General features: G+C 67.0%; 18 protein-coding genes and 1 tRNA gene. 13 read left to right on the top strand and 6 right to left on the bottom strand.

Going from position 1 to position 22,758, the window contains the following annotated elements:
* Together ABQJ54_RS03805 and ABQJ54_RS03800 are read left to right on the top strand one after the other, a co-directional pair.
* Positions 1-4,498: beta strand repeat-containing protein (locus tag ABQJ54_RS03805; RefSeq protein WP_367852934.1), on the top strand; the 4,498-nt coding region annotated here is incomplete at its 5' end.
* A complete protein-coding gene (locus tag ABQJ54_RS03800; RefSeq protein WP_367852933.1) occupies positions 4,491-5,624 on the top strand; it encodes a hypothetical protein in 1,134 nt (377 codons plus the stop codon). The genes ABQJ54_RS03805 and ABQJ54_RS03800, both read left to right, overlap by 8 nt.
* Positions 5,625-5,701: 77 nt before the next feature.
* On the opposite strand, the gene tssA is transcribed toward ABQJ54_RS03800, so the two are convergent.
* A complete protein-coding gene (gene tssA, locus ABQJ54_RS03795) occupies positions 5,702-6,739 on the bottom strand; it encodes a type VI secretion system protein TssA (RefSeq protein WP_367852932.1) in 1,038 nt (345 codons plus the stop codon).
* A gap of 341 nt (positions 6,740-7,080) precedes the next feature.
* Here tssA and ABQJ54_RS03790 point away from each other — a divergent pair, with 341 nt between their 5' ends.
* The 10 genes from ABQJ54_RS03790 to ABQJ54_RS03745 all read left to right on the top strand — a co-directional run bounded on the left by ABQJ54_RS03790 (position 7,081) and on the right by ABQJ54_RS03745 (position 16,520).
* Positions 7,081-8,316, top strand: a complete 1,236-nt coding sequence (locus ABQJ54_RS03790; RefSeq protein WP_367852931.1) for a tyrosine-type recombinase/integrase — start codon at positions 7,081-7,083, stop codon at positions 8,314-8,316.
* A 63-nt stretch (positions 8,317-8,379) separates the two neighbouring features.
* Positions 8,380-8,814, top strand: coding sequence for a hypothetical protein (locus ABQJ54_RS03785; protein WP_367852930.1), 435 nt, complete (start codon positions 8,380-8,382; stop codon positions 8,812-8,814).
* A 527-nt stretch (positions 8,815-9,341) separates the two neighbouring features.
* Positions 9,342-9,575 carry a helix-turn-helix domain-containing protein gene (locus ABQJ54_RS03780; RefSeq protein WP_367852929.1) on the top strand — a complete coding sequence of 78 codons (234 nt, stop codon included), beginning with the start codon at positions 9,342-9,344 and terminating at the stop codon, positions 9,573-9,575.
* A complete protein-coding gene (locus ABQJ54_RS03775) occupies positions 9,572-9,748 on the top strand; it encodes a hypothetical protein (protein WP_367852928.1) in 177 nt (58 codons plus the stop codon). The genes ABQJ54_RS03780 and ABQJ54_RS03775 overlap by 4 nt, the downstream gene beginning before the upstream one ends.
* Positions 9,748-10,386, top strand: a complete 639-nt coding sequence (locus tag ABQJ54_RS03770) for a hypothetical protein (RefSeq protein WP_367852927.1) — start codon at positions 9,748-9,750, stop codon at positions 10,384-10,386. Before ABQJ54_RS03775 ends, ABQJ54_RS03770 begins: the two co-directional genes overlap by 1 nt.
* Positions 10,383-12,500, top strand: coding sequence for an AAA family ATPase (locus ABQJ54_RS03765; RefSeq protein WP_367852926.1), 2,118 nt, complete (start codon positions 10,383-10,385; stop codon positions 12,498-12,500). The genes ABQJ54_RS03770 and ABQJ54_RS03765 overlap by 4 nt, the downstream gene beginning before the upstream one ends.
* 405 nt (positions 12,501-12,905) lie before the next feature.
* Positions 12,906-13,466: a hypothetical protein gene (locus tag ABQJ54_RS03760; RefSeq protein WP_367852925.1), complete on the top strand. Its 561-nt coding sequence runs from the start codon at positions 12,906-12,908 to the stop codon at positions 13,464-13,466.
* A gap of 174 nt (positions 13,467-13,640) precedes the next feature.
* Complete coding sequence (locus tag ABQJ54_RS03755) at positions 13,641-14,633, top strand: major capsid protein (RefSeq protein ID WP_367852924.1); 993 nt, start codon at positions 13,641-13,643, stop codon at positions 14,631-14,633.
* 137 nt (positions 14,634-14,770) lie between these two features.
* Positions 14,771-15,175 carry a hypothetical protein gene (locus tag ABQJ54_RS03750; protein WP_367852923.1) on the top strand — a complete coding sequence of 135 codons (405 nt, stop codon included), beginning with the start codon at positions 14,771-14,773 and terminating at the stop codon, positions 15,173-15,175.
* The gene (locus ABQJ54_RS03745; protein ID WP_367852922.1) at positions 15,156-16,520 is read left to right on the top strand and encodes a phage terminase large subunit; all 1,365 of its coding nucleotides are present in this window, start codon (positions 15,156-15,158) and stop codon (positions 16,518-16,520) included. The genes ABQJ54_RS03750 and ABQJ54_RS03745 overlap by 20 nt, the downstream gene beginning before the upstream one ends.
* Positions 16,521-16,595: 75 nt before the next feature.
* Here ABQJ54_RS03745 and ABQJ54_RS03740 read toward each other — a convergent pair.
* Positions 16,596-16,670: transfer RNA gene (locus tag ABQJ54_RS03740), tRNA-Val, on the bottom strand.
* 122 nt (positions 16,671-16,792) lie between these two features.
* Between ABQJ54_RS03740 and ABQJ54_RS03735 the strand changes: the two genes are divergently transcribed.
* Complete coding sequence (locus ABQJ54_RS03735) at positions 16,793-17,125, top strand: lipid-A-disaccharide synthase N-terminal domain-containing protein (protein ID WP_367844069.1); 333 nt, start codon at positions 16,793-16,795, stop codon at positions 17,123-17,125.
* A gap of 7 nt (positions 17,126-17,132) precedes the next feature.
* On the opposite strand, the gene metH is transcribed toward ABQJ54_RS03735, so the two are convergent.
* The 4 genes from metH to ABQJ54_RS03715 form a co-directional block, all read right to left on the bottom strand.
* Positions 17,133-19,922 carry a methionine synthase gene (metH, locus tag ABQJ54_RS03730; protein ID WP_367852921.1) on the bottom strand — a complete coding sequence of 930 codons (2,790 nt, stop codon included), beginning with the start codon at positions 19,920-19,922 and terminating at the stop codon, positions 17,133-17,135.
* A gap of 151 nt (positions 19,923-20,073) precedes the next feature.
* The gene (locus tag ABQJ54_RS03725; protein WP_367852920.1) at positions 20,074-21,174 is read right to left on the bottom strand and encodes a homocysteine S-methyltransferase family protein; all 1,101 of its coding nucleotides are present in this window, start codon (positions 21,172-21,174) and stop codon (positions 20,074-20,076) included.
* Between the two features lie 41 nt (positions 21,175-21,215).
* Complete coding sequence (locus ABQJ54_RS03720; RefSeq protein ID WP_367852919.1) at positions 21,216-21,758, bottom strand: GNAT family N-acetyltransferase; 543 nt, start codon at positions 21,756-21,758, stop codon at positions 21,216-21,218.
* Positions 21,755-22,681, bottom strand: a complete 927-nt coding sequence (locus ABQJ54_RS03715; protein ID WP_367852918.1) for an ArsR/SmtB family transcription factor — start codon at positions 22,679-22,681, stop codon at positions 21,755-21,757. The genes ABQJ54_RS03720 and ABQJ54_RS03715 overlap by 4 nt, the downstream gene beginning before the upstream one ends.
* Positions 22,682-22,758 lie beyond the last annotated feature (77 nt).

Genomic DNA, 22,758 nt, shown 5'->3' with positions numbered 1-22,758 from the left:
GGGTGGCAGCACCGTGCAGACCGACGCGGACCTCACGGCCACGGGGATCATCAGCGGCACGGGCAGCCTGACCAAGACGGGCGCCGGCACGCTGACGCTGACGGGGGCGAACACGTACACGGGTGGCACGACGATCGGCGTGGGCACGCTGCAGATCGGCAATGGCGGCGCGGGCGGCTCGATCGTCGGCAACATCGTGGACGACGGCGCGCTGGTGTTCGACCAGAACGGCGACGTGAGCTACGGCAACGTCGTCTCGGGCACTGGATCGCTGACGCAGGCCGGCACGGGCACACTGACGCTGACGGGCGCGAACACGTACACGGGCGGCACGACGATCAGTGCGGGCACCCTGCAACTGGGCAATGGCGGCGCGGGTGGCTCGATCGTCGGCGACGTGCTGGACAATGGCGCGCTGGAGTTCGACCAGAGCGGCAACCTGAGTTTTGGTGGAGTGGTGTCGGGCAGCGGATCGCTGACGCAGGCCGGTGCCGGCACGCTGACCTTGAGCGGCGTGAACACCTACACGGGCGGTACGAACGTGGACGCCGGCACGCTGGCCGTATCCAGCGACGACAACCTGGGCGATGCCAGCGGCGGCCTGACGCTGGACGGCGGCACGCTGGAAACCACGGCGGTGTTCAGCACGGCGCGTGCGATCACGCTGGGTGCGGGCGGCGGGACGCTGCAGACCGACGCTGCGCTGACGGCATCGGGCATCGTTGGCGGCACGGGCAGCTTGACCAAGACGGGCGCCGGCACGCTGATCTTGAGCGGCGCGAACACCTACAGCGGCGGCACGGTGATGGATGCCGGCATCTTGTCGGTCGCGGCGGACGGCAACCTGGGCGGCGCCAGCGGCGGGCTGACCTTTGACGGCGGCACGCTGGAAACCACGGCGGCATTCAGCACGGCGCGCGCGATGACGCTGGATGCGGGCGGCGGGACGCTGCAGACCGACGCTGCGCTGACGGCATCGGGCATCGTCGGCGGCACGGGCAGCCTGACCAAGACGGGTACCGGCACGCTGACCTTGAGCGGTGCGAACACCTACACGGGTGGCACGAACGTGGACGCCGGCACGCTGGCGGTGTCCAGCGACGGCAACCTGGGCGGCGCCAGCGGCGGGTTGACCCTCGACGGCGGCACGCTGGAAACCACGGCGGCGTTCAGCACGGCGCGCAGCATCGCCTTGCTGAGTGGCAGCACCGTGCAGACCGACGCGAACCTCACGGCCACGGGGATCATCAGCGGCACGGGCAGCCTGACCAAGACGGGCGCCGGCACGCTGACGCTGACGGGGGCGAACACGTACACGGGTGGCACCACGATCGACACGGGCACGCTGCAGATCGGCAATGGCGGCGCGAGCGGCTCGATCGTCGGCGACATCGTGGACGACGGTGCGCTGGTCTACGACCGCAGCGGCGCGGTGAGCATGGCCGGCGTTGTTTCCGGTACGGGTTCGTTGACGCAGCTGGGCACGGGCACGCTGACGCTGAGCGGTGCGAACACCTACACAGGTGGCACGAATGTGGATGCCGGCACGCTGGCGGTGTCCAGCGACGGCAACCTGGGCGGTGCCAGCAGTGCGTTGACCCTCGACGGCGGCACGCTGGAAACCACGGCGGCCTTCAGCACGGCGCGCAGCATCGCCTTGCTGAGTGGCAGCACCGTGCAGACCGACGCGGACCTCACGGCCACGGGGATCATCAGCGGCACGGGCAGCCTGACCAAGACGGGCGCCGGCACGCTGACGCTGACGGGTGCGAACACATACACGGGTGGCACGACGATCGACACGGGCACGCTGCAGATCGGCAATGGCGGCGCGAGCGGCTCGATCGTCGGCGACATCGTGGACAACGGCGCGCTGGTCTACGACCGCAGCGGCACGGTGAGCATGGCTGGCGTTGTTTCCGGTACGGGTTCGTTGACGCAGCTGGGCACGGGCACGCTGACGCTGAGCGGTGCGAACACCTACACGGGCGGCACGAACGTGGACGCCGGCACGCTGGCGGTGTCCAGCGACGGCAACCTGGGCGGCGCCAGCGGCGTACTGACCCTCGACGGCGGCACGCTGGAGAACACCGCATCCTTCACGCTTGACCACACACTGCGCCTTGGCGCGGGTGGCGGCGTCCTGCAAAACGATGCCGGCACGAACCTGACGGTAGCCAATGCGATCAGCGGCAGCGGCGGCCTGACCCAGACCGGTGGCGGCGCACTCACCCTGGACGGCGGGGTCACGACCGGCGGCAGCCAGCGCTACAACGGCACGCTCCTGCTTGGCAGCAACATTGCCATGACCAGCAGCAGCGGCTCCATCGGGTTTGCAGGCAGTGTGAGCAACGCAAGCGCCGGGTCGCCCGAATCCCTGACCGTGAGTGCGCTCAACGGCGGCGTGACATTCGGGGGCGCCGTGGGTGGCGGCGCGAATGGCGCGCTGTACAGGCTGTCCACGAGCAGCGGTACGTTCTCGGCTGCCGGCACCTTGAATATCGGCAGCGGCGGTCTGTCGGTCACGACCAGCGGCGGCGGCATTTCGCAAGGTGCAGCCTTTACGGTGGCCGGCGCGTCGAATTTCGACGCGGGCAACGGCGCCGTCGCGCTGACACAGGCCAACAACTTCACGGGCGCGGTGTCCGCCACGGGCGCAGGCATTGCGGTAACCAGCGCCGGCAACCTCGTGATCGGCAGTCTGAACGACCGGGGCAACGGCGCGACGACCTTGATCGCCGGCGGCACGCTGACCTTGCCGGGCACGGCGATCAATGCCGGCACGGGAAACCTGACGCTTGCCTCCAATGGAGGTGCATTGACGACGAGCGCCGCCCTCAGCGGCGGCAACGTCGCGCTGACCGGCCGCAACGGCATCACGCTCAACGGCAGCGTGACGGCCGCTGGAACGGCAACCCTGAGCAGCAGTGGCGCCATCAGCGAAGGTGCCAACGGAACCATCACGGCCGGCACGCTCACCGGCAGCTCCAGTGGTGCGACTGCCCTCGGCAACGCCAACGCGATCGCGAATCTGGGCAACTTCAGCGCGAACGGTTTCAACCTGACGGATGCGCGGGCACTGACGGTGACCGGCACGCTGAGCGGTGGAAGTGGCACGACGAGTCTCGCCACCACGGCGGGCGTGTTGACCGTGAACGGCAGTGTCGCCGGCAGTGCAGTGAACCTCGACGGTGGTGGTGGCCTCGCCATCAACGGTGGCGTGAACAGCGGCAGCAGCACGACCACACTGGCCTCGGGCGGTGCGATCAACGAGGGCGGCAGCGGCGTCATCACGGCCGGCACGCTGATCGGCAACGCCTCGGGCGCGGCCGCGTTGAACGGCGCGAACCGGATCGGCAGCCTGGGCGGCTTCAGCGCGAACGGCCTCAGCCTGAAGAATGCACAGGCGTTGACGGTGGCGGGTGCGGTGAACAGCGGCAGCGGTGCGACTAGCCTCGCCACCACAGCGGGAGCGTTGACGGTCAATGGCAACGTTGCCGGCAGCGCCGTGACGCTCAACGGCGGCAGCGGCCTCGCGATCAACGCGGGGGTCAGCAGCGGCAGCGGCACGACCACGCTCGTCTCGGGCGGCACGATCAGCGAGGGCAGCAACGGCACGATCACGGCCGGCACCCTGACCGGCCGTTCGACGGGCAGCACCACGCTGGATCCGGCGAACATGATCGGCACGCTGGGCAACTTCACGGCGAACGGCTTCACCCTGCTGAACGGCGAGGCGCTGACCGTCGCCGGCACCGTCAATGGCGGCAGCGGCATCACGCTGCAAACGACCAGCGGCGGCCTGGCGATTGACGGCGCGCTGTCTGCCCAGCTTGTGTCATTGCAGTCCGCCGGCACCATCGATGGCGGCGCGGGCGGCACCATCACGGGCGCCACGTTGACCGGCAGCGCGGCCGGCGCGACCACGCTGGGTTCGGCCACGCAGTTCATGGGCAACCATGTCTCCACGCTGGGCGGGTTCTCCTCGCCGGCCGGCTTCAGCTTCACCAATGCGCAGACGCTCACGCTGGCTTCGGTGGGTGGCAGTGCGTTCACGGTGAATGCGGGCACGGCGCCGTTGTACCTGGGCGTGACCAATGGCGACCTGCTCGAGGTAGGCACCAACTGGCTGTACGACGGCACCGGCACCTGGTCGTCGACCGGCCGCATCGGCACCATCGGTGCACCGATCTACGTCAACGGCGTGAGCAGCCAGATGGTGGCGGAGGTGGGTATGCCGCCGGCTTATTTCTATGCGGTGGATGCGCAGGGCAACCTGTTGCCGATGATCGGTGCGCCCAGCGTCAACGTGCCGACCTCGGCCCTGACCAGCCGCGCGCAGAACGGCAACCACGGCGACGTGTACATCGACCCCAGCGTGATCAACGCGAACTACCGCTCGTTCGGCATCGTGCCGTCCGGCATCCTGTTGCCGCCCGACCAGCAGGATTGCCAGCCCGGCCAGCCCGGGTCGACCGATTGCGCGGACAATGACTGAGTCGCGGAAGATGTGGTGGCGCCTGAGCCTGTTGCCAGCACTGGCAGGCTTCGCCCTGCTGCTGGCCGTGGGCGGATGGAGTGCGGGGGCGACGGCGCAGGACGCCGCGCGCCCCACCGGCGACTATGTGCTGGCACAACTCGATGCGGCGCGGCAGGCGCTGGCGCAGCGCGCGAAGGCATATCCGGACCCGGCCCTGGCCGAAGCCGGTCGGCGACTCGGGCAGATCGGCGACGCCTTGCGCCAGCAGCTCGGCGGCGCGACGGCACAGCCGGTCGAGATCCTTGGCGACAAGCCGAAAGCCGCCGCGATGCGCGCGAACGCCGCCGCCCAACGCACCCAGGCTTACCTCAAGGCCTCGGCCGCTTGCCGCGGCGGCGATGCGAAGGCACTGGCGGCGGCGCTGGCGCTTGCGATCGAACAGCTCGCCGCGGCGCCGGCTGCCGACAAATCACCGCCGGTGATCGATGCGGTCGAGACATCGGATCAGCAACCCCTGTTCGTGGTCCATCCTGCCGACCAGCCGCTGGCCTTCGCCGTACTCGGCGCGAACCTGCTGGATACGCAATGCGCGAACCCGCAGGTGAGCCTGACCGATGCACAGGGCAAGCCGGCCGATGCGCAACCCGTCATCACCGGTGTCACGCCGCAGCGCATCGCGCTTCGGCTCGCGAGCACCGCCAGCCTGAAGCCGGGCGGCTACGTGCTGCACGTGGTGCCGCAGCGCAAGGCTTTCCTGGTGGGGTGCACGAAACAGCCCGAGGCGGTGGCGGCGCTGCAGGTGGTGCTGCCGCTGCATGTCACGGTCGAATACACGCTCACCGCGATGTGCGGCGGACGGGGGCAGGTCACCCTGGGACACGGCAGCCTGCCCATCGTCGAGCGCGAGGGTGGCACCGCGTCGCAACCGATCGATGTGTCGGCCTGTGCGAATCCCTCCAGCTACACGGTCAGTGCGGTCGCGCATTTCGGCGGCGACGACCAGGCTGCGGTCGGGCCGATCACGCAGCCGGCCGATGCCGGCATCACGGCCGGCCTGCCGGGCGGCCTGTCGCTGAGCTGGAATCCAGCCATCCACACCTTGTTTGCGCGTACCGGGGCGAACATGTGCCAGGGCAGCGACTGAGCCGGGCGCCAGCACGCATTTGCCGCGAGCGTTGCATGTTCCCGCTCCGGCGATGCCGCTGCTCCGGGAAAGCGACCTTATTCCTCGCCGCTGCTGCCGGAGATGATCTGGAATTCCGACAGGCCGCCGGGCGCCAGTTCCTTCATCAGGTCGACGAAGTTCATGCCGACCAGCCGCTGCGCGCGGCGCAGCAGGTGCGGGATCGGGCTGGAGGGTTCGCGCCGCGCGTAGTACTCGCAGATCTCGTCCAGCCGGCGGATGACATCCTGCGGCGTTTCGATGCGGCCACTGGCCGCGTTCGCGGGTGCGGCACCGGGCGCGGCGCCTTCCTCGCCGCCCGGGGCGTCCGCTTCGGCCGCCGGCATGCGCTTGGCGACCTCGGCGTCGAGGAATTTCTTGAGCTCGAAGATCTCGCCGAGCAGGGGCTTGAGATCCGGCCCTGCCGTGCCGATGCGGTCGGTGAAGATGGCGTCGATGGCATGGGCGTGCTCCATCGCCGCGGTCGTCGCGCGCGCGGCATCGGCCAGCTGCTCCTCGGGGCAATCCAGGCAGCAGGCTTCGATGTCGGTCATGCTCGGCAATGCGGTTTCGCCCTCCGACGCCGCGGTTTTCAGCGTGCCGTTGGCGATGCGCAGGTCACGCAACGAGAAACGTCCCAGACGCGGGGACTGCACGAAGGGCGTGCTGCGGAAGTAGCCGAGCACGCTCTGCATGTCAGTGAGCGGCATCACCGCATTGACGCGGGCGGTGGGGTCGTTGTCGTCCTCGGCATCCAGTTGCGGATGCACGGTGTCCCAGAGGTTTTCCAGCAGGCCGCGGATCAGCGCCAGGCCGTCGGACCAACCGTCGAGGCCGTGCATGCGCGTCCACGCACAGGTCAGGTGCAAGGCAACGCGCAAGTCCTTGGTACGGCCTAGCAGGCTTTCGGCCAGTGACGCGACCTTGTCCCAATCGGGCTCCTCGGCGGTCTTCACGCTGTCGCCGATCGCGCGTTCGGCCTTGGGCGTGGCCGTGCGGTCCAGGGTCTGGAACTCGGGGTCGTACTCCAGATCGGGGCCGCTCGGGACCTCGTCGGCGAGCGGTGCCAGCAGCGACTCCAGATCGTGGTGTGCCATCGGATTTTCCCCCTGAGCCCAAGCCCCGAATGGTACATCAGACGGCCGTATGCGGGCGGGCAACGCGAGCCGTGCCGAGCCGTTTGCCGCGACTGGCAGGGACTGACCCGAGGGAAAGCCGGCAAAAACGAAGGGCCCGGCATGCCGGGCCCTTCGTCTTCGATTCGGTGGTGGGCGGTACAAGGATCGAACTTGTTACACCTGCCGTGTGAAGGCAGTTTTACGTATGCATAGTTGTGCATCTAAGTTTTTAAGTGACTGATTTCATTGATTGATATGTGCAACGTTGTTCGTAGGAGTGTGCTATAGTTTTTCCACGTCGTTTTCACGTGGGGGGATTCATGGCAAAGAAGCAGGGGACGGCAGGGCAGGAAAGCGAGGCGGCAGAGGGGGCGAAGAAAGGCCCGACGCTTGCCGATGTGCGCGCCTGGATTCAATCGAAAGCAGGGCGCGCCAAGCTATTGCCGCGGAATGACCCCTACTGGGGCGCGGCGGCCGATCGAGATTTGTTCGTCGGCTATCGGAGCATGGCGAACGGCGGCAATTGGATTGCTCGCTGGCGCGATGTGGACGGGCTTCACGGTACGGTCGGCAAGCAACACTATCACCCATTGGGCCGCGTCGACGAGGCCGACAAGGACGCCTATACGGACGCGCAAAAGGCCGCGCGGCAATGGCTCAAGAAGATGCGCGCCGGCATCAAGTCGAGCGAGGTTGTCACCGTGGCCGATGCGTGCCGCGAGTACGTCTCGCGCATCCGCAAGGAAAAGGGTGACGCGACCGCGACCGATGCCGAGCAGCGGTTCAACCGGACGGTGTACGCGCACGAGCTGGGCAAAGTTGCGCTGGACAAGCTGACCACCCTGCGCATCGCCGACTGGCGCGACTGGCTGGGCGAGCCGAACGAGCGCGGAAAGGTGCTAGGCCGCGCCAGCATCAATCGCACGCTGACCGCGCTGAAAGCTGCGTTGAACCTGGCCGTGGACCACAAACATGCCCCCGAGGTGTTGCGCACAGAGCTGCGCAACTCGAAGCCGCTGGAGAAGGCCGACAACCGCCGCACGCTGTTCCTTGACCTGGGGCAACGCCGCGCGCTGCTGGCGGCTGCAGAGGGCGATATACGCGCACTGATCGAGGCGGCCATGCTGACCGGCGCCCGTCCGGGCGAACTGGCGAATGCGCAGTGCAAGCAATTCGATGCGCGAACCGGGACGATGCAATTCATCGGCAAGACGGGCGAGCGCAAGGTATTCCTGACACCTGTGGCCATTGCGCTGTTCAAGTCGGCGAAGAAGAACAAACTCCCCGGCGCGTGGCTGTTCGACAACGCCGGCGCGCAGTGGCAGAAGCATGTCTGGAACGAGCATGTGCAGAAAGCCGCCGAGCGCGCAGCATCGCCGCCCGGCACGTGCATGTACGTGCTGCGCCATAGCTTCATCACGGAGGCCGTGATGGGCGGCCTATCGACGGCCGAGGTTGCCAAGATAACCGGCACGTCACTGGCAATGATCGACGCGCACTATGCCCACCTTGTTCAAGCCAGCGCCGAACGGCTGGCGCGTATCACTCTGATCTAACCGCCGCCCGGTGCGTGAACACCGGGCGACTTCCACAGCAACACCTGACAGAGAGGTGACACCATGGCAATGCAAACTCTAGTACCAGAAATCCCCACAGATGATGACTGCGCCCTCACGATTCGCGAAAGCGAGCACGTGCGGCTGATGACCCTGATTCATGGGGCGCAATCCATTGCCGAAGCGCTTGAGCAGGAAAGCACGCCTGGCACGCTGTTCTCGTCGCGGACAGCCCAACGCCTCCGCGCGCTGCAGTGGCTTGCGCTGGACGAGGCGGACGATATCGTCATAGAACTTCCGCGGAGTGACGCCGCAGTGCCGAGCCGCAATCGCCTGGGCAATATTCTTGCCGATGCAGCGGCGCTCCCGGATGCCGATATGGACGTGCTGGTCTCCATGCTGCGCGGCATGCGCAACGGCATGGATATGGATCCGGACTCGCTGCGCAGCGCGAGCGACAATGACTTGCGCGCGCTGGCACATGGGAGGCCGCAATGAACCACGTCATAGCGTACAACTGCCAGCTTTGTGGCTCGACCTATCAAGCGGGGCCGGGCGTGTGGACAGGGAAGACAATCGCCAAGTACCAACTCTCCGTGTGCAACACCTGCTATGCGGCAAATTGGGATGGATGGGCGCCCGCGTGGGAGGAGAAGTTCATTGCTCACCTGCAGGCACACGGCATTCCCTTGCCGCCCCGAAATGAAAAGGGATGTTTCCCGCGTGAATGACAGACAAAGGCGCCTTCGGGCGCCTTTTTTCTGCACATACGTGTATATATTTGACTTCGGAAAATCGCGCCATATCATCGGCATCGTGAGTAGTGAAAAAGGGACGGTAGTACCGTCTCGGTTGCTGGTGACGGAAGCACTGCGGCAAGCGTCGAAAGACGGGGCGATGCCCTTCGCAGGAATAGTCATCGAGTAAGCCCTATGGGCTGGCGATCGAGTTTGCAGCATTCGCTGCGCTCGCTTGTGCCGCCCACCATGACATGCGGCGCAAGCACCTGTAATCAAGGTGACCGCATGAAAGAGAACGCCCCACCACGCCCCACCATTCTCCGCGACGGAGAAGTCCACCTCACCCCATTGGTTCACCAGGTTAACGCCGCCGCGCGTCGCCTTGGTGTGAGTCGGTGCAAGTTCTATGCGCTGGTGAAGTCCGGCACGCTTCACACCTTCCGCATCGGTGGCCGCGTCGTCGTCGCCGAAACCGAGCTGCAGCGCGTCGTCGCCGAAGCGATGAGGGCGGCCGCATGAACGCGCCTACCTTGCACGAAGGCGCCGCGCTGCTGCGCTCCATGACCGGCACCGAGGCCGCCCTGTTTGCCGCAATGGCCGGGGAGCTGGCGCTGCGTCATGGCGACCTTGCCGCCGGCCTGGTCGAGGCGTTGAACCGCGTCGCGGCGGATCGCGCGGAGATGGCCGCATGATGGCCGTGCAGCTCACCCCCGAGCATGAGACCGAAGCCTGGATTCTCATGGATGCGATGGAAGCGGCGAATGCCAGAGGCGATGCTCACGCGCAGATCGCGGCCGCTGGCGCGCTGCTGGACTTCAGCCTGCGCCATGGCCTGCTGACTCGTGACGAGCTGCGAGCCATGGCCGCGCCACACCTGACGGAAATCGTTGGGCGCCTTGATGCGTTGCCCGCCGGATGGCAGCAGCTCAATCGCATGCGCGACGACGCCATGGAACTGCTGAACGGCGACGACTATGCCGAGCGCGCAGGCGCGGCGCTGTTCATCCTCACCATGGACGGCGTACAGGCACCTCGCCTCGCCGCCGCACGGGCGAAAAGCGATCGCGATGGCAAGCTGCAATGGCGCAGTGAGCTGGAAGGCGTGCAGCGCGACGCCTCGCAATCCGCACAGGTCATCTGGTTGCACGCATTCCAATCCGAGGACGTAGGCGACCATCCCCTCCCGGCTGTGGAGGACTTCCGCGAGGCGTGGAAGCACATGCGGCGTGCGCATCGGCGTGCGGGCGCGCTGCTGCGCAAGATGGGCGCCACGCCAGCCGAGGAACCGTGGTTCCTCGCATGGATACGCGGCGTGGAGGTCAGCCAATGACGATCCCCGAAAACGCGAACGCCTCGCTGGCGGGCGAGGCGAACGCAGAAAGCGCAGACATGGGCGGACTGCAGAACGAGCGTAGCACAGGTGAAAGCTCCCTGTGTGAAGTCATCTACAGCCGCGGCTACGGACAGCACGACAATACGCCGCAGCAGCGTACCGCCCCCGACTTCGCCGCATTCCGCGCCGCCATCCTGGCCGACCGTGGCACCGAAAAGGGCGGCCGGTGGATCGCCGGCCCGTGCGCCATCGCGCCCGATGAAGGCTCGCACCGCGATGGCGGATCGAAGCAACGCGCCATCGGCAAGCATCACCGCTGCGCGGCCTGCGCGCTCCCGCGTCGATTCATCGGGCTGGACGTTGACCAGTCCCTGACGCCGCAGTCATTCGCCGCGCTGGTGCAACACTTGCAGCCGTATTCCGGCCTGGTCTACACCACGCCGTCGCACACGCCGCAGGCGCCGCGTTGCCGGGTCATCCTTGAGCTGGACATGCCGGCGCCGCGCGAGGCGCTTGTGGCGGCAACGGTGGCCGTACAGAAGCGAATCAGCGCGGCACTGGTGGCAGACGGCTATGGGGCGCTGGTGTTCGACGCTTCATGCGACCGCCCGGAGCAACCGCTCTACCTGCCGTTGCATGGCGCTGCGCATTACGTGCTGGACGGCATGCCGCTATCGCTGGGCGAACTGCTGGCGGAAGTGCCAGCAGCCGTGCAGAAGCCAGCGCAAGCCCCTTCAGAGCCAGCCGGCGCCATCGTGGTGGACGCGGATCGACATGGCGACCTGCTGGCGCTGAGCGGACGCCGTGCGCGCGATGTGCATCGTGGCGACATGGACGCCGGCACCGCGTGGGCGTTGCTTGTTGCCGAGCGCGACCGCGGCCGCTGGACGCGGCACATGGATGACCCGGAACTGCGGCGTGCATTTGACGGCGCACTGGCGAACTTGGCGAGCGGTGCATGGGAAGCACCGACGCCCGTGGCGGCCGTTGCCGATGCGGGCGGCATGGCGGCGAATGATGTCGTGCTCCAAAGCGTCCCGCTGGATGGCCTCATGACCGCAGCGCTGACGCCACCGCGTTTCGTCATTACCCCGATCATCCCGCGCAACGTGGCAACGCTGCTTGGCGGTCACGGCGGCTTGGGCAAGTCCATGCTCGGGCTTGTGCTGTGCGCGCACGTCGCAGCAGGTCGAGGCTGGGGACCGTTCACGGTCGAGCTTGGCCGATCGGTATTCGTGAGCCTGGAAGATCCCGGCGAGCTGGTGCGCTACCGGCTGCGCTGCATCATCGAGGAATACCAGTTGCCGGCACGCGCCGTGCTGGACAACCTGCGCGTGTTCGACGGCGCCGACGTGGACGCGGCCATGGTTGTCGAGTCACGCGCGAATGGCGTGGCGATGCTGACCGAACGCCCGATGATGCAGCACGTCGCCGAGGCAGCAGCCGGCGCGGCCCTGCTGGTGATCGACAACGCCAGCGATGCCTACGGCGCCGACGAGATTGCACGGGCGCAGGTACGCGTCTTCATGCGCAAGCTGGGGCAACTGGCGCGCGCGAACGATGGCGGCGTGGTGCTGCTGGCGCACGTCGACAAGGCGGCGGCCAAGCACGGCGCGCTGGGCAATAGCTACTCGGGCAGCACGGCCTGGCACAACTCCGCCCGCAGTCGTCTCGCGCTGGTCGAGGAAAAGGGCGCGATTGAGCTGCGCCACGAGAAAGCCAACCTCTCCCGGCGTGCGGAACCGCTGGCCGTGAGCTATGCCGAGCACGGCGTGATTGTCCCTGCGGCAATTGATCCGAGCGGAGACACGGACAGGGCGCTGGCGACTGCCGACGCGGACGCCGTGATGGATGCCCTGCGCGCGGCATGGGCGGCCGGCCTGACCGTGCCGACAGCCGTACAGGGATCGTCTACCGGCTGGCATGCGCTGAACAAGCTTCCCGAGCTTGGCAGCCAGTACCAGGGGCGCGGCGGGCGGGATCGAGTGCTGTCCGCATTGGTGCGGTTACAGCGCGAGGGGCACATCATCGCCGAGACCTACACCAAGCCCAACCGGCACCGGGTCGAGCGGTGGATTCTTGCCCCGAATGCCATGGAGTGCGCCGCATGATGTGCGCGCGCTCTCCCCTAATACCCCTAGCGCATGCGGCGCAGTGGCGCACCGCTTTGCGCCGCATTGCGTCGGATGGAATGCAGCGCATATGCGGCGCAGTAGTGGCGCAGTGGCGCATGGGGTGGCGGGAGTCCGCGCAAACGAGCCTGGCGGAGGCAAAAAAAGCCCCGCAAACCGCATGGTTGAGCCATTCTCACTCGCCAGTGAGACGTCACAGGGCGCGACACCAGTGGGCTGCATCAACAAAATCAACGACTTAGCGCATTGGCAACTTTGACCGCCTAGAACGCCACAACTGCCATTGAAAGGCAGTGCAAATCGCCAACAAACACAGTGTTTGACGGCATCTCAGCGAGCACGTGAAAAACTACGTGCAAAACACCACCCGCAAGGACCGATGAAATGACCGACCAGAAGACCCCCGAGCAAATCGAAATCGACACCCTGCGCGCCCACAACGCCGAGTTGTTGGCCGACCTGAAAGCAGCCAAGGCCAACGCCAAGGCGTCGGCCGAGCAAGTCACCGCTCTGACCGGCGAGCGTGACGCCGCCCTGGCGCAGGTGCGCGCCGTGACCATCGGCCAGCCGGTGCAAGCGATGGCCGAGCGCATCTCCAACTTGCCAGACGTGTTCATCGCCGAGATTGAGCGCAACGGCTGGCGTTTCGAACATGACGGCGCCGGCATCGTGCTACGCGATGCGGACGGCAAGCCCGTCATGCTGCGCGACGGCGCCACAGAGCGCGAGGCGAAGTTCACCGAGGCCGACTTGCGCACCGCCTGCCTGCAGGACTGGAAGGCCGCCAGCGAGCGCACAGACAGTGCCAGCCGCTTCGCGCATCTGATCCTTATGCCGTATGCCAGCGGTGGCGGCGCCGGGCACAGCAGCGGCCGCATCGATGCCGGCGCAGCGAAGCCCGCGGCGCAAGCACGCGCTCCCGTGCCGCGCGGCGGCCTGCGTTGACTTGACTTCGGCTCACGGTGTCCGATCATGGGCACCGTGAGCGTGGCGCCTTGTGGGTGCACCACTCACGCACAAGCGCCCTGGTGGGGCAATCGCGACCGGCAGTAGCCGCGACCGAATCGAGCGCAAGGCCATCGCCTTGCCGTTTCCCTTTCGATTCGAGGTATGCCCACCATGGCAGTTGTACAGATCGCGGACGTGATCGTCCCCCAAGAGTTCACCGAGTACACCATCCAGAACACGATGGTGAAATCGGCCCTGTTCCAGTCCGGCGTCGCCGCACGCAATGGCGTGATCGATGACCAACTGACGGCCGGAGCCGAAAGCTTCAACGTGCCGTTCTGGTACGACCTGGCCGACTCCGAGGCCGATATCTGCAGCGATGACCCGAGCGTCAACGCCACGCCCGACAAGCTGAGCGCCGGCAAGCAGATCGTGCGCAAGAGCTTCCTCCACAAGTCGTGGAGCACCATGAGCCTGGCGAGCGAGCTGGCCGGCTCCGATGCCATGGTACGCATCCAGGACCGCGTGGCGGCCTACTGGACGCGGCAGATGCAGAAGCGGCTGATCGCCAGCTTGAACGGCATCCTGGCCGACAACGTGGCGAACGACGGTGGCGATATGGTCGTGGACATTTCCGCGGAGACGGGCGGCGCTGACCTGTTCGGCGCGGCGGCGGTGATCGACACGGCGGCCACGCTGGGCGACGCCATGACCGACCTGTCCGCTATCGCCATGCACAGCGATGTCTACGCGCTGGCGCTCAAGAACAACCTGGTGGACACGTTCGTGCTGCAGTCGGATGGCTCTTTCATCCAGCGTTTCCGCGGCCTGAACATCATCGTGGACGATGGCATGCCGGTATCCGCTGGCGTGTACACGTCCGTGCTGTTCGGCGCGGGTGCTGTGGGCTATGGCGTGGCTGCACCGCGCATCGCCGCCGGCACCGAGATTCACAACCTGCCCGAGGCGGGCAACGGTGGCGGCCAGCAGATCCTGCACAGCCGCGTGAACCTGGCGATTCATCCGGCCGGCTACGCGTGGAAGGAAGCCACGATCGCGGCCGATAGCCCGTCGCTGGCTGAGCTTGCCCTGCCGGCCAACTGGTCGCGCGTGGTCGAGCGCAAGGCCGTCCCGCTGGCGTTCCTGAAACACAAGGTCGCCTAAGCCGTTCGGCGCTGTGCGGTAGCTGGCTGGGACTCACGGCCCACCTGTCTACCGCATGGCGCCAACACCGGCGCAGGGGCGCGCGCGTTCGTTGCAGTCCGTTCGCACCCCTGCGCCACTCTATCGGGACAAGCAACATGGCACGACGAGAACACCGCGTCGCCGTTGACCGCAAGCCGCCACGGAATGCGGAGGCACGCATCCGCGCATGGGCTGGCGAAGGCGCCACGCAGAAAGGCATTGCCCGCTCGCTGGGCGTGTCTGACGAAACGCTAACCGCCTGGATGGATCGCCATCCCGAGCTGCGCGCCGCGATGGATGAGGGGCGCGAGGCCGAGCACAAGGTATTGCACAACGCGCTGTTCAGGGCCGCCGAGAAAGGCAACGTCACGGCCGCGATTTTCTTGCTGAAGACGCGCCACGGCTACCGCGAAGGCGACCAGACCGGCATTGCCAACAAGGTGAGCGTGACGTTCAACGTACCCGGCGCTATGTCGCTGGATCAATTCAAGGGACGCACCATTGAGCCAGCAGACGATTGAACTGAGCGAGTTTCAGCAGCAGGTCATGGCCGTGCCCGAGGAACTGGACATGTTCCTGGGCGGCGGCCGCGGCGGTGGCAAGTCCTACGCGCTGGCGTTGCTCTGCCTGCGGCATGCCGAGCAGTACGGCGACCGCGCGCGCATGCTGTACGTGCGGCGCAGCTACAAGGGCTTGGCCGACTTCGAACTGGTCTGCCGCGAACTGTTCGGCATGGTCTACGGCACGGCGGCGCGCTACAACGCGGCCGAGCATGTGTGGCGCTTCCCGAGCGGCGCCTATCTTGAGCTGGGCCAGCTTGAGAGCCACGCCGACTACGCGAAGTATCAGGGGCGATCCTTCACCCTGTTGCTGGTCGATGAGGCCGGACAATTCCCCGACCCGGCGCTGCTGGACATTCTCCGATCGAACCTGCGCGGCCCGCGCGACATGCCTATACGCATGGTCATGGCGGCCAATCCGGGCGGCCCTGGGCATCACTGGCTGGCGTCCCGGTACGTGTTCCGCGCGGCACCGTGGGCGATGTTCGACGAGCCCAAGAGCAAGCGGCCGTGGGTGTATGCGCCTAGCACGTTCGCCGGCAATCGCTTCATCGACCGCGCGCAGTACGCCGACCAATTGCAGAGCGCATGCCCGGACGATCCCGAGTTGCTGCGCGCGTGGACGGATGGCGATTGGGCGGTGAACCGTGGCGCGTACTTTGCCGGCGTGCTGGACGAGACACGCAACGCGGTGGCGTCATGGGATGCGATCCCCGACGGCTGGGACACGTATCTGGCGCACGACTTCGGCAGCAGCGCACCGAGTGCTACCTACCTGTTCGCGCGTTCGCCTGGCGCGGAGGTGGGCGGCATCTTCTACCCGCGCAATAGCCTGGTGCTGGCCGACGAGCTGGCAACGTGCAAGCAGGGCAACGTAAACGCGGGGCTAGGCTGGACCGTGCCCGTCCTGGGCGAGAACATCCGCGACATGTGCAAGCGTTGGGACGTTCGCCCGCACGGCGTGGCCGATGACGCATGCTTCGCACGTACCGGCCACGGCGCCGGATCGATTGCCGACGAGTTCCGGCATGCGGGGGTGTATTTCGAGCCGGCGCGCAAGGCTGACCGCATCACGGGCTGGAACCGCATGCGCCGCTTGCTGGGCGATGCGGGCAAGCCGGACAAGCCCGGCCTCTACATCGCCCGGCGCTGCGAATACTTCTGGGCAACCGTGCCGATGCTCCCGCGTGACCAGAAGCGCATCGAGGACGTGGACAGCACTGGCCCCGACCACGGCGCCGACGCGGTGCGCTATGGATGCCTGCAAGTGAGCCGGCGCGCGATCGTGGAACCGCTGCGCATCTGAAATTTCTTTTCCACGTCTTTTTTCACGCCACGAAAAAGGCCACCCTTGCGAGGTGGCCTAAATCGTTGAATCTGTTGGTGGGCGGTACAAGGATCGAACTTGTGACACCTGCCGTGTGAAGGCAGTGCTCTACCGCTGAGCTAACCGCCCGCCGGGAGCGCGCAAATATACGGGGTGGCGGTCCGGAGGTCAACCGGCGCGGTGCGAGCGGAGGGCCGGTCGCGCGGCCGGGCTTGCTAGAATGCCTGCCCTTTCGACAAGCGGCCCGCGCCATGCCACACGATCTCGCCCACATCACGCAAGCGCTGGCCCAATTTCACCTCACGCCGTGGAAGCTGGTCGGCTATGCGGGCACGCTGATGTTCACCAGCCGCTGGTTCGTGCAGCTGTACTACACGCGCAAGTACAAGCGGGTAGTGATGCCGCTGGCGTTCTGGTGGCTGTCGGTGTTCGGCAGCACCTTGCTGCTGGCGTACTTCGTGGTGGGCAAGAACGACTCGGTGGGCATCCTGTCCAACTTCTTTCCGGTGTTCGTGTCGGTCTACAACCTGATCGTGCACTTGCGGCATCACAAGAACGACATCACCGGCGACGTCACCACCTGAGGCGGCCTCATTCCGGGTCGTAGTCGAGGTTGGAGGCCAGCCAGCGCTCGGCTTCCTCGCGCGTCCAGCCCTTGCGGACGGCGTAGTCCTCCACCTGCTCGCGGCTGAGCCGGCCGACCACGAAGTACTGGCTGTCCGGGTGCGAGAAGTACCAGCCGGACACCGCGGCCGCCGGGTACATGGAGAAGCCCTCGGTGAGTTCGATGCCGGCGTTCTTCGTGGCGTCGAGCAGGCGGAACAGGGCGGTCTTCTCGGTATGGTCGGGGCAGGCGGGGTAGCCGGGAGCCGGGCGGATGCCCTGGTACTTCTCGGCGATCAGCGCCTCGTTGTCGAGCTTCTCGTCGGGGACATAGCCCCAGAACTCGCGCCGCACGCGCTCATGCATGCGTTCGGCGAAGGCCTCGGCGAGACGGTCGGCCAGCGCCTTGAGAATGATCGAGGAATAGTCGTCGTATTCGGCGCGGAAGCGTTCCAGGTGCGGTTCGATGCCCAGGCCCGCGGTGACGGCGAAGCCGCCGATCCAGTCTGGCCTGCCGTGTTCCTTCGGCGCGATGAAATCGGCGAGGCAGAAGTCGGGGCGCTCGACGGGCTTGTCGGCCTGCTGGCGCAAGTGGTGCAGCACGATTTTCCCCTCTCCCTTCGGGAGAGGGTGCCCCGAAGGGGCGGGTGTGGGTACGGACGAAGCGAAATGTTGCGCTTCGCCCGTACCCTCACCCCCGGCCCCTCTCCCGGAGGGAGAGGGGAGCAGATCCAGTTCGATGTCGTCGCCGATGCTGGCGGCCGGCCAGAAGCCGATCACCGCGCGGGCGGTGAGCCATTTTTCCGCGACGATGCGGTCGAGCATTTTCTGCGCGTCGGCGAACAGCTCGCTGGCCTGCTTGCCGACCACTTCGTCGCTGAGGATGGCGGGGTAGTGGCCGGCCAGTTCCCAGGCCTGGAAGAACGGCGTCCAGTCGATGTACTGGCGCAGTTCGGCCAGGTCGTAGTCGTCGAACACGGTGATGCCGGGCTTGCTTGGTTGCGGTGGCACATAGTTTGCCCAGTCGCAGCCGAAGCGCTGCGCACGGGCCTTGGCCAGTGGCACCAACTGCTTGCCGGGGCCGCGGTTGCGGTGGCGTTCGCGCACTTCCGCGTACTCGGCGCGGATCTTCGCCATGAAGTCCTCGACCAGTTCCTTGCTGACCAGCGACTGCGCCACGCCGACCGCGCGCGAGGCGTCCTTCACCCATACGCAGGGTGACTTGTAGTGCGGCTCGATCTTCAGCGCGGTGTGCGCGCGCGAGGTGGTGGCGCCGCCGATCAGCAGCGGGATGCGGAAATCCTGCCGCTGCATCTCGCGCGCGACGTGGCTCATCTCTTCCAGCGAGGGCGTGATCAGGCCGGACAGGCCGATCATGTCGGCGTTCTCGGCGATGGCGGTGTCGAGGATCTTCTGCGCGGGCACCATCACGCCGAGGTCGATCACCTCGAAGTTGTTGCAGCGGAGCACCACGCCGACGATGTTCTTGCCGATGTCGTGCACGTCGCCCTTGACCGTGGCCATCACGATCTTGCCGTTGTTCTTGCCGACGTCGCCGGTGCGCGCCTTTTCCTCCTCGATGAAGGGCAGCAGGTAGGCCACCGCCTTCTTCATCACGCGGGCGGACTTCACCACCTGCGGCAGGAACATCTTGCCGGCGCCGAACAGGTCGCCGACCACGTTCATGCCGTCCATCAGCGGGCCTTCAATCACGTCGAGCGGGCGCGTGGAAAGCTGGCGCGCCTCTTCCGTATCCTCGACCACGTACTGGTCGATGCCGTGCACCAGCGCGTGGCTGAGGCGGGCGCGCACGTCGTTTTCGCGCCAGGCCAGGGTCTCGACGGCGGCCTCGCCTTTCTTCTTCTTGTAGTTGTCGGCGATTTCCAGCAGCCGCTCGGTGGCATCGGCGCGGCGGTTCAGCACCACGTCCTCGACGCGCTCGCGCAGCGCCGGGTCGAGGTCGTCGTAGATCGCCAGCGCGCCGGCGTTGACGATGCCCATGTCCATGCCGGCCTGGATGGCGTGGTACAGGAACACCGAGTGGATCGCCTCGCGCACGGTGTCGTTGCCGCGGAACGAGAACGAGACGTTGGAGACGCCGCCCGAGACGTGGCAGTCGGGGAAGCGCCGCTTCAGCTCGCGGGTGGCCTCGATGAAGTCCACCGCGTAGTTGTTGTGTTCCTCGATGCCGGTGGCGATGGCGAAGATGTTGGGGTCGAAGATGATGTCTTCGGGCAGGAAGTCCAGCTCCTGCGTCAGCAGCGCGTGGGCGCGCGAGCAGATCTCGATCTTGCGTGCGGCGGTGTCGGCCTGGCCTTGCTCGTCGAAGGCCATCACGACCGCGGCGGCGCCGTACTGCTGCACCTTGCGCGCGTGTTCGAGGAACGCGGCTTCGCCTTCCTTCATCGAGATCGAGTTGACGATGCCCTTGCCCTGCAGGCAGCGCAGACCGGCTTCGATCACGCTCCACTTGGAGGAATCTACCATCACCGGCACGCGCGCGATGTCGGGCTCGGCGGCGATCAGGTTGAGGAAGCGTACCATCGCTGCCTCGGAATCGATCAGGCCTTCGTCCATGTTGACGTCGATGATCTGCGCACCATTGGCGACCTGCTGGCGCGCGACTTCCACCGCTTCCTCGTAGCGGTCTTCCTTGATCAGCTTCTTGAACTGCGCCGAGCCGGTGACGTTGGTGCGTTCGCCCACGTTGACGAACAGCAGGTCGGGTGTGATGACCAGCGGTTCGAGGCCGGAGAGACGGGTGTGGCGAATGGTCATGCTTCTGCTCTGACTTCCTCTCCCCTGCGGGGAGAGTATTGTGGTGAGGGGACGGGGCTTGCGGTGAAGTTGAACAACGCGGGCGCAAGGCCAGCGCGACCCCTCACCCCAGCCCTCTCCCCGGCGGGGAGAGGGAGAAAAGCGTGGGCGCTCATGCAGCTTCCCTGGCTTCGCCGGGCAGCGCGCGCGGCGGGCAGTCGCGCACGGCTTCCGCGATCGCCTTGATGTGCGCCGGCGTGGTGCCGCAGCAGCCGCCGACCAGGTTGAGCAGGCCGTCGCGGGCGAAGCTGCCGATCACGCCGGCCATCTGCTCCGGCGTCTCGTCGTATTCCGCGAAGGCGTTCGGCAGGCCGGCGTTCGGGTGGGTGCTGACGAAGCATTCGGCAGTGTCGGCCAAGGTCTGGATGTGCGGGCGCAGGTCCGCCGCGCCCAGCGCGCAGTTGAGCCCGATCGACAGCGGGCGCGCATGGCGCACGGAGTACCAGAACGCTTCCGCGGTCTGGCCGGACAGGGTGCGGCCGGAGCGGTCGGTGATGGTGCCGGAGATCATCACCGGCAGACGCGCGCCGCGCTCGCGGAACAGCTCGCTCAGCGCGAACAGCGCGGCCTTGGCGTTCAGCGTGTCGAAGATGGTCTCGACCATCACCACATCGGCGCCGCCATCGATCAGGCCGGCGGCGGATTCGCGGTAGTTGCCCGCCAGTTCCTCGAACGTGACGTTGCGGAAGCCGGGGTCGTTGACGTCGGGCGACAGCGAGGCGGTGCGGCTGGTGGGGCCGAGCACGCCGATCACGAAGCGGGGCTTGCCCGGCGTCTGCGCGGTGAACTTGTCGCAGGCGGCGCGGGCCAGTTTCGCGCCTTCGCGATTCAGTTCCTGCGCAAGGTGCTCCAGCTTGTAGTCGGCCTGGCTGATGCGGGTGGAATTGAAGGTGTTGGTTTCCACCAGGTCCGCGCCGGCTTCGAGGTAGGCCTCGTGCACCCCGCGGATGATCCCGGGCTGGGTCAGCGTGAGCAGGTCGTTGTTGCCCTTGAGGTCGCAGCCGCCCGGATGTTCATGGGTGTGTCCGTCATGATGGTGTTCGTGCGCGCTGTCATGGCCGTGTTCGAAGCGCTCGCCGCGGAAGCCGGTCTCGTCCAGCCGATGGCCTTGCAGCATGGTGCCCATGCCGCCGTCGAGGATCAGGATGCGTTCGGCCAGCGCCGCTTCCAGCAGGGCGACGCGTTCGGGGTGGAGCCAGGGCAGGGTGGTCATGGGGCGGTTCGCGGCATTGTCAGGCAGGGGATGAGGGAGGCTCAGGCACCGAGCGGCTTGCGCCAGATCCGGTCGTCGTCGACGCGCGAGCCCATGCGGAAAGTGCAGCGTCCCGACTCGCTGAAGCCGTAGCGGGCGTAGAAGCGCTTCGCCCGGTGGTTGTGGTCGAACACGGTGAGGTAGAGCTCGGGCGCACCGCGGGCCGTGGCGCGCGCCACGGCCCATTCCATCAGCGCGGGGGCCACGCCGGCGCCCTGCCACTCGGCCAGCACGTAGATCTGGCGCAGTTCCAGCGCACCGGGTTGCGCGCCTGCGGCGGGCGCGCACAGCGGGGACAGTTTGGCGTAGCCCACCACGGCCTCGTCGCGGTGGGCGATGCGGAACTCGGTCTGCGGGTCGTCCAGTTCCGCCAGCAGCCCTTGCGGCCCGTAGGCCTGGTCGAGGAAGGGATCGAGCTCGGCGCTGTCGTAGAGGTGGCCGAAGGTTTCCACGAAGCATTGCCGCGCCATGGCGGCCAGCGCCGGGCCTTCTTCGCGTGCAGGCGTGCGGTAGTCGACGCAGCCGGTGCGTGCGGCATCGTTCATGGCTTGCGCGCCAGCAGGCTGATGACTTCGAAATGCGGCGCCTTGCGCTCGCGGCTGATCCGGTTGCAGCTGACCACCTGCAGGCCGGCGGCGCTGGCGTAGTCCTGCAGCTCGGTTTCGGTGAAGCCGAGGTTGCGGTGGTCGAACGGTTCCACTGCGGCGCGGTGGTCGTGCCTGCCCAGCGTCACCGCGAGCAGGCGGCCGCCGGGGCGCAGCAGGCGCGCGGCTTCGGCCACCGCCTGCGCCGGGCGTTCGGCATAGGTGAGCGCGTGCAGCATCAGCACCAGGTCGAAGCGGCGTTCGCCCAGTTGCAACGCATGCATGTCGCCCTGGCGTACCTCGACGTTGGGGAAGGCCTGCAGGCGCTTCGCCGCGGCCTCGGCCACGCGTTCGCTGGAATCCACGCAGACGATGGAGTGCGCGTGCGGCGCCAGCAGTTCGGCGGTGATGCCGTCGCCGGAGGCGATGTCCAGCACGTCGCCGGTGCCCAGCAGTTGCAGCAGCGCACGCGCCAGGGTTTCCCAGGTGCGGCCGGGCGAGTAGTGGCGTTCCATGTCGCCGGCCACGGTGTCGGCCCAGCCTTCGGCGCGGGCGCGATTGGCGAGCACGGCGGGCAGGCGCTCGGCGTCCTCGCGCAGCAGGGCGTCATCGATGTTCTCGCGTAGCGAGGCGATCAGCGCGTGCTGGCGCTCGTCGCCCTCGGCGTTGGCGCGGTAATAGGCGGAGACGCCGGCGCGGCGGTCGCGCACCAGGCCGGCCTCCTTCAATTTGGCCAGATGGGTGGAGACGCGCGGCTGCGCCAGGTGCAGCACCGCGGCCAGTTCGGCCACGGTGAGCTCCTCGCCTTCGAGCAGGGCCAGGAGGCGCACGCGGGTGGGGTCGGCCAGCAGGCGAAGCACACCGGAGGCAGTCGCCAGATCCATCGTTATCCTTGTATCGCGATAAAGCGATGCAAAGGCTAGAGCCCGCTTGCGGAATCGTCAAGGGCGAGGTGCCGTGG

Source organism: Rhodanobacter lycopersici, from assembly GCF_040812335.1.
Lineage (GTDB): Bacteria > Pseudomonadota > Gammaproteobacteria > Xanthomonadales > Rhodanobacteraceae > Rhodanobacter_A > Rhodanobacter_A lycopersici.
This window is presented reverse-complemented; position numbering and strand designations above follow the sequence as displayed.

Bases quoted from the DNA above. Each gene is read 5' to 3' on its own strand.
- tssA (WP_367852932.1), bottom strand. From the start codon at position 6,739: ATGGCACACCACGATCTGGAGTCGCTGCTGGCACCGCTCGCCGACGAG.
- ABQJ54_RS03770 (WP_367852927.1), top strand. From the start codon at position 9,748: ATGGCCGTGCAGCTCACCCCCGAGCATGAGACCGAAGCCTGGATTCTC.
- ABQJ54_RS03785 (WP_367852930.1), top strand. From the start codon at position 8,380: ATGGCAATGCAAACTCTAGTACCAGAAATCCCCACAGATGATGACTGC.
- ABQJ54_RS03800 (WP_367852933.1), top strand. From the start codon at position 4,491: ATGACTGAGTCGCGGAAGATGTGGTGGCGCCTGAGCCTGTTGCCAGCA.
- ABQJ54_RS03755 (WP_367852924.1), top strand. From the start codon at position 13,641: ATGGCAGTTGTACAGATCGCGGACGTGATCGTCCCCCAAGAGTTCACC.
- ABQJ54_RS03760 (WP_367852925.1), top strand. From the start codon at position 12,906: ATGACCGACCAGAAGACCCCCGAGCAAATCGAAATCGACACCCTGCGC.
- ABQJ54_RS03790 (WP_367852931.1), top strand. From the start codon at position 7,081: ATGGCAAAGAAGCAGGGGACGGCAGGGCAGGAAAGCGAGGCGGCAGAG.
- ABQJ54_RS03750 (WP_367852923.1), top strand. From the start codon at position 14,771: ATGGCACGACGAGAACACCGCGTCGCCGTTGACCGCAAGCCGCCACGG.
- ABQJ54_RS03775 (WP_367852928.1), top strand. From the start codon at position 9,572: ATGAACGCGCCTACCTTGCACGAAGGCGCCGCGCTGCTGCGCTCCATG.
- ABQJ54_RS03715 (WP_367852918.1), bottom strand. From the start codon at position 22,681: ATGGATCTGGCGACTGCCTCCGGTGTGCTTCGCCTGCTGGCCGACCCC.
- ABQJ54_RS03735 (WP_367844069.1), top strand. From the start codon at position 16,793: ATGCCACACGATCTCGCCCACATCACGCAAGCGCTGGCCCAATTTCAC.
- ABQJ54_RS03765 (WP_367852926.1), top strand. From the start codon at position 10,383: ATGACGATCCCCGAAAACGCGAACGCCTCGCTGGCGGGCGAGGCGAAC.
- ABQJ54_RS03720 (WP_367852919.1), bottom strand. From the start codon at position 21,758: ATGAACGATGCCGCACGCACCGGCTGCGTCGACTACCGCACGCCTGCA.
- metH (WP_367852921.1), bottom strand. From the start codon at position 19,922: ATGACCATTCGCCACACCCGTCTCTCCGGCCTCGAACCGCTGGTCATC.
- ABQJ54_RS03780 (WP_367852929.1), top strand. From the start codon at position 9,342: ATGAAAGAGAACGCCCCACCACGCCCCACCATTCTCCGCGACGGAGAA.
- ABQJ54_RS03725 (WP_367852920.1), bottom strand. From the start codon at position 21,174: ATGACCACCCTGCCCTGGCTCCACCCCGAACGCGTCGCCCTGCTGGAA.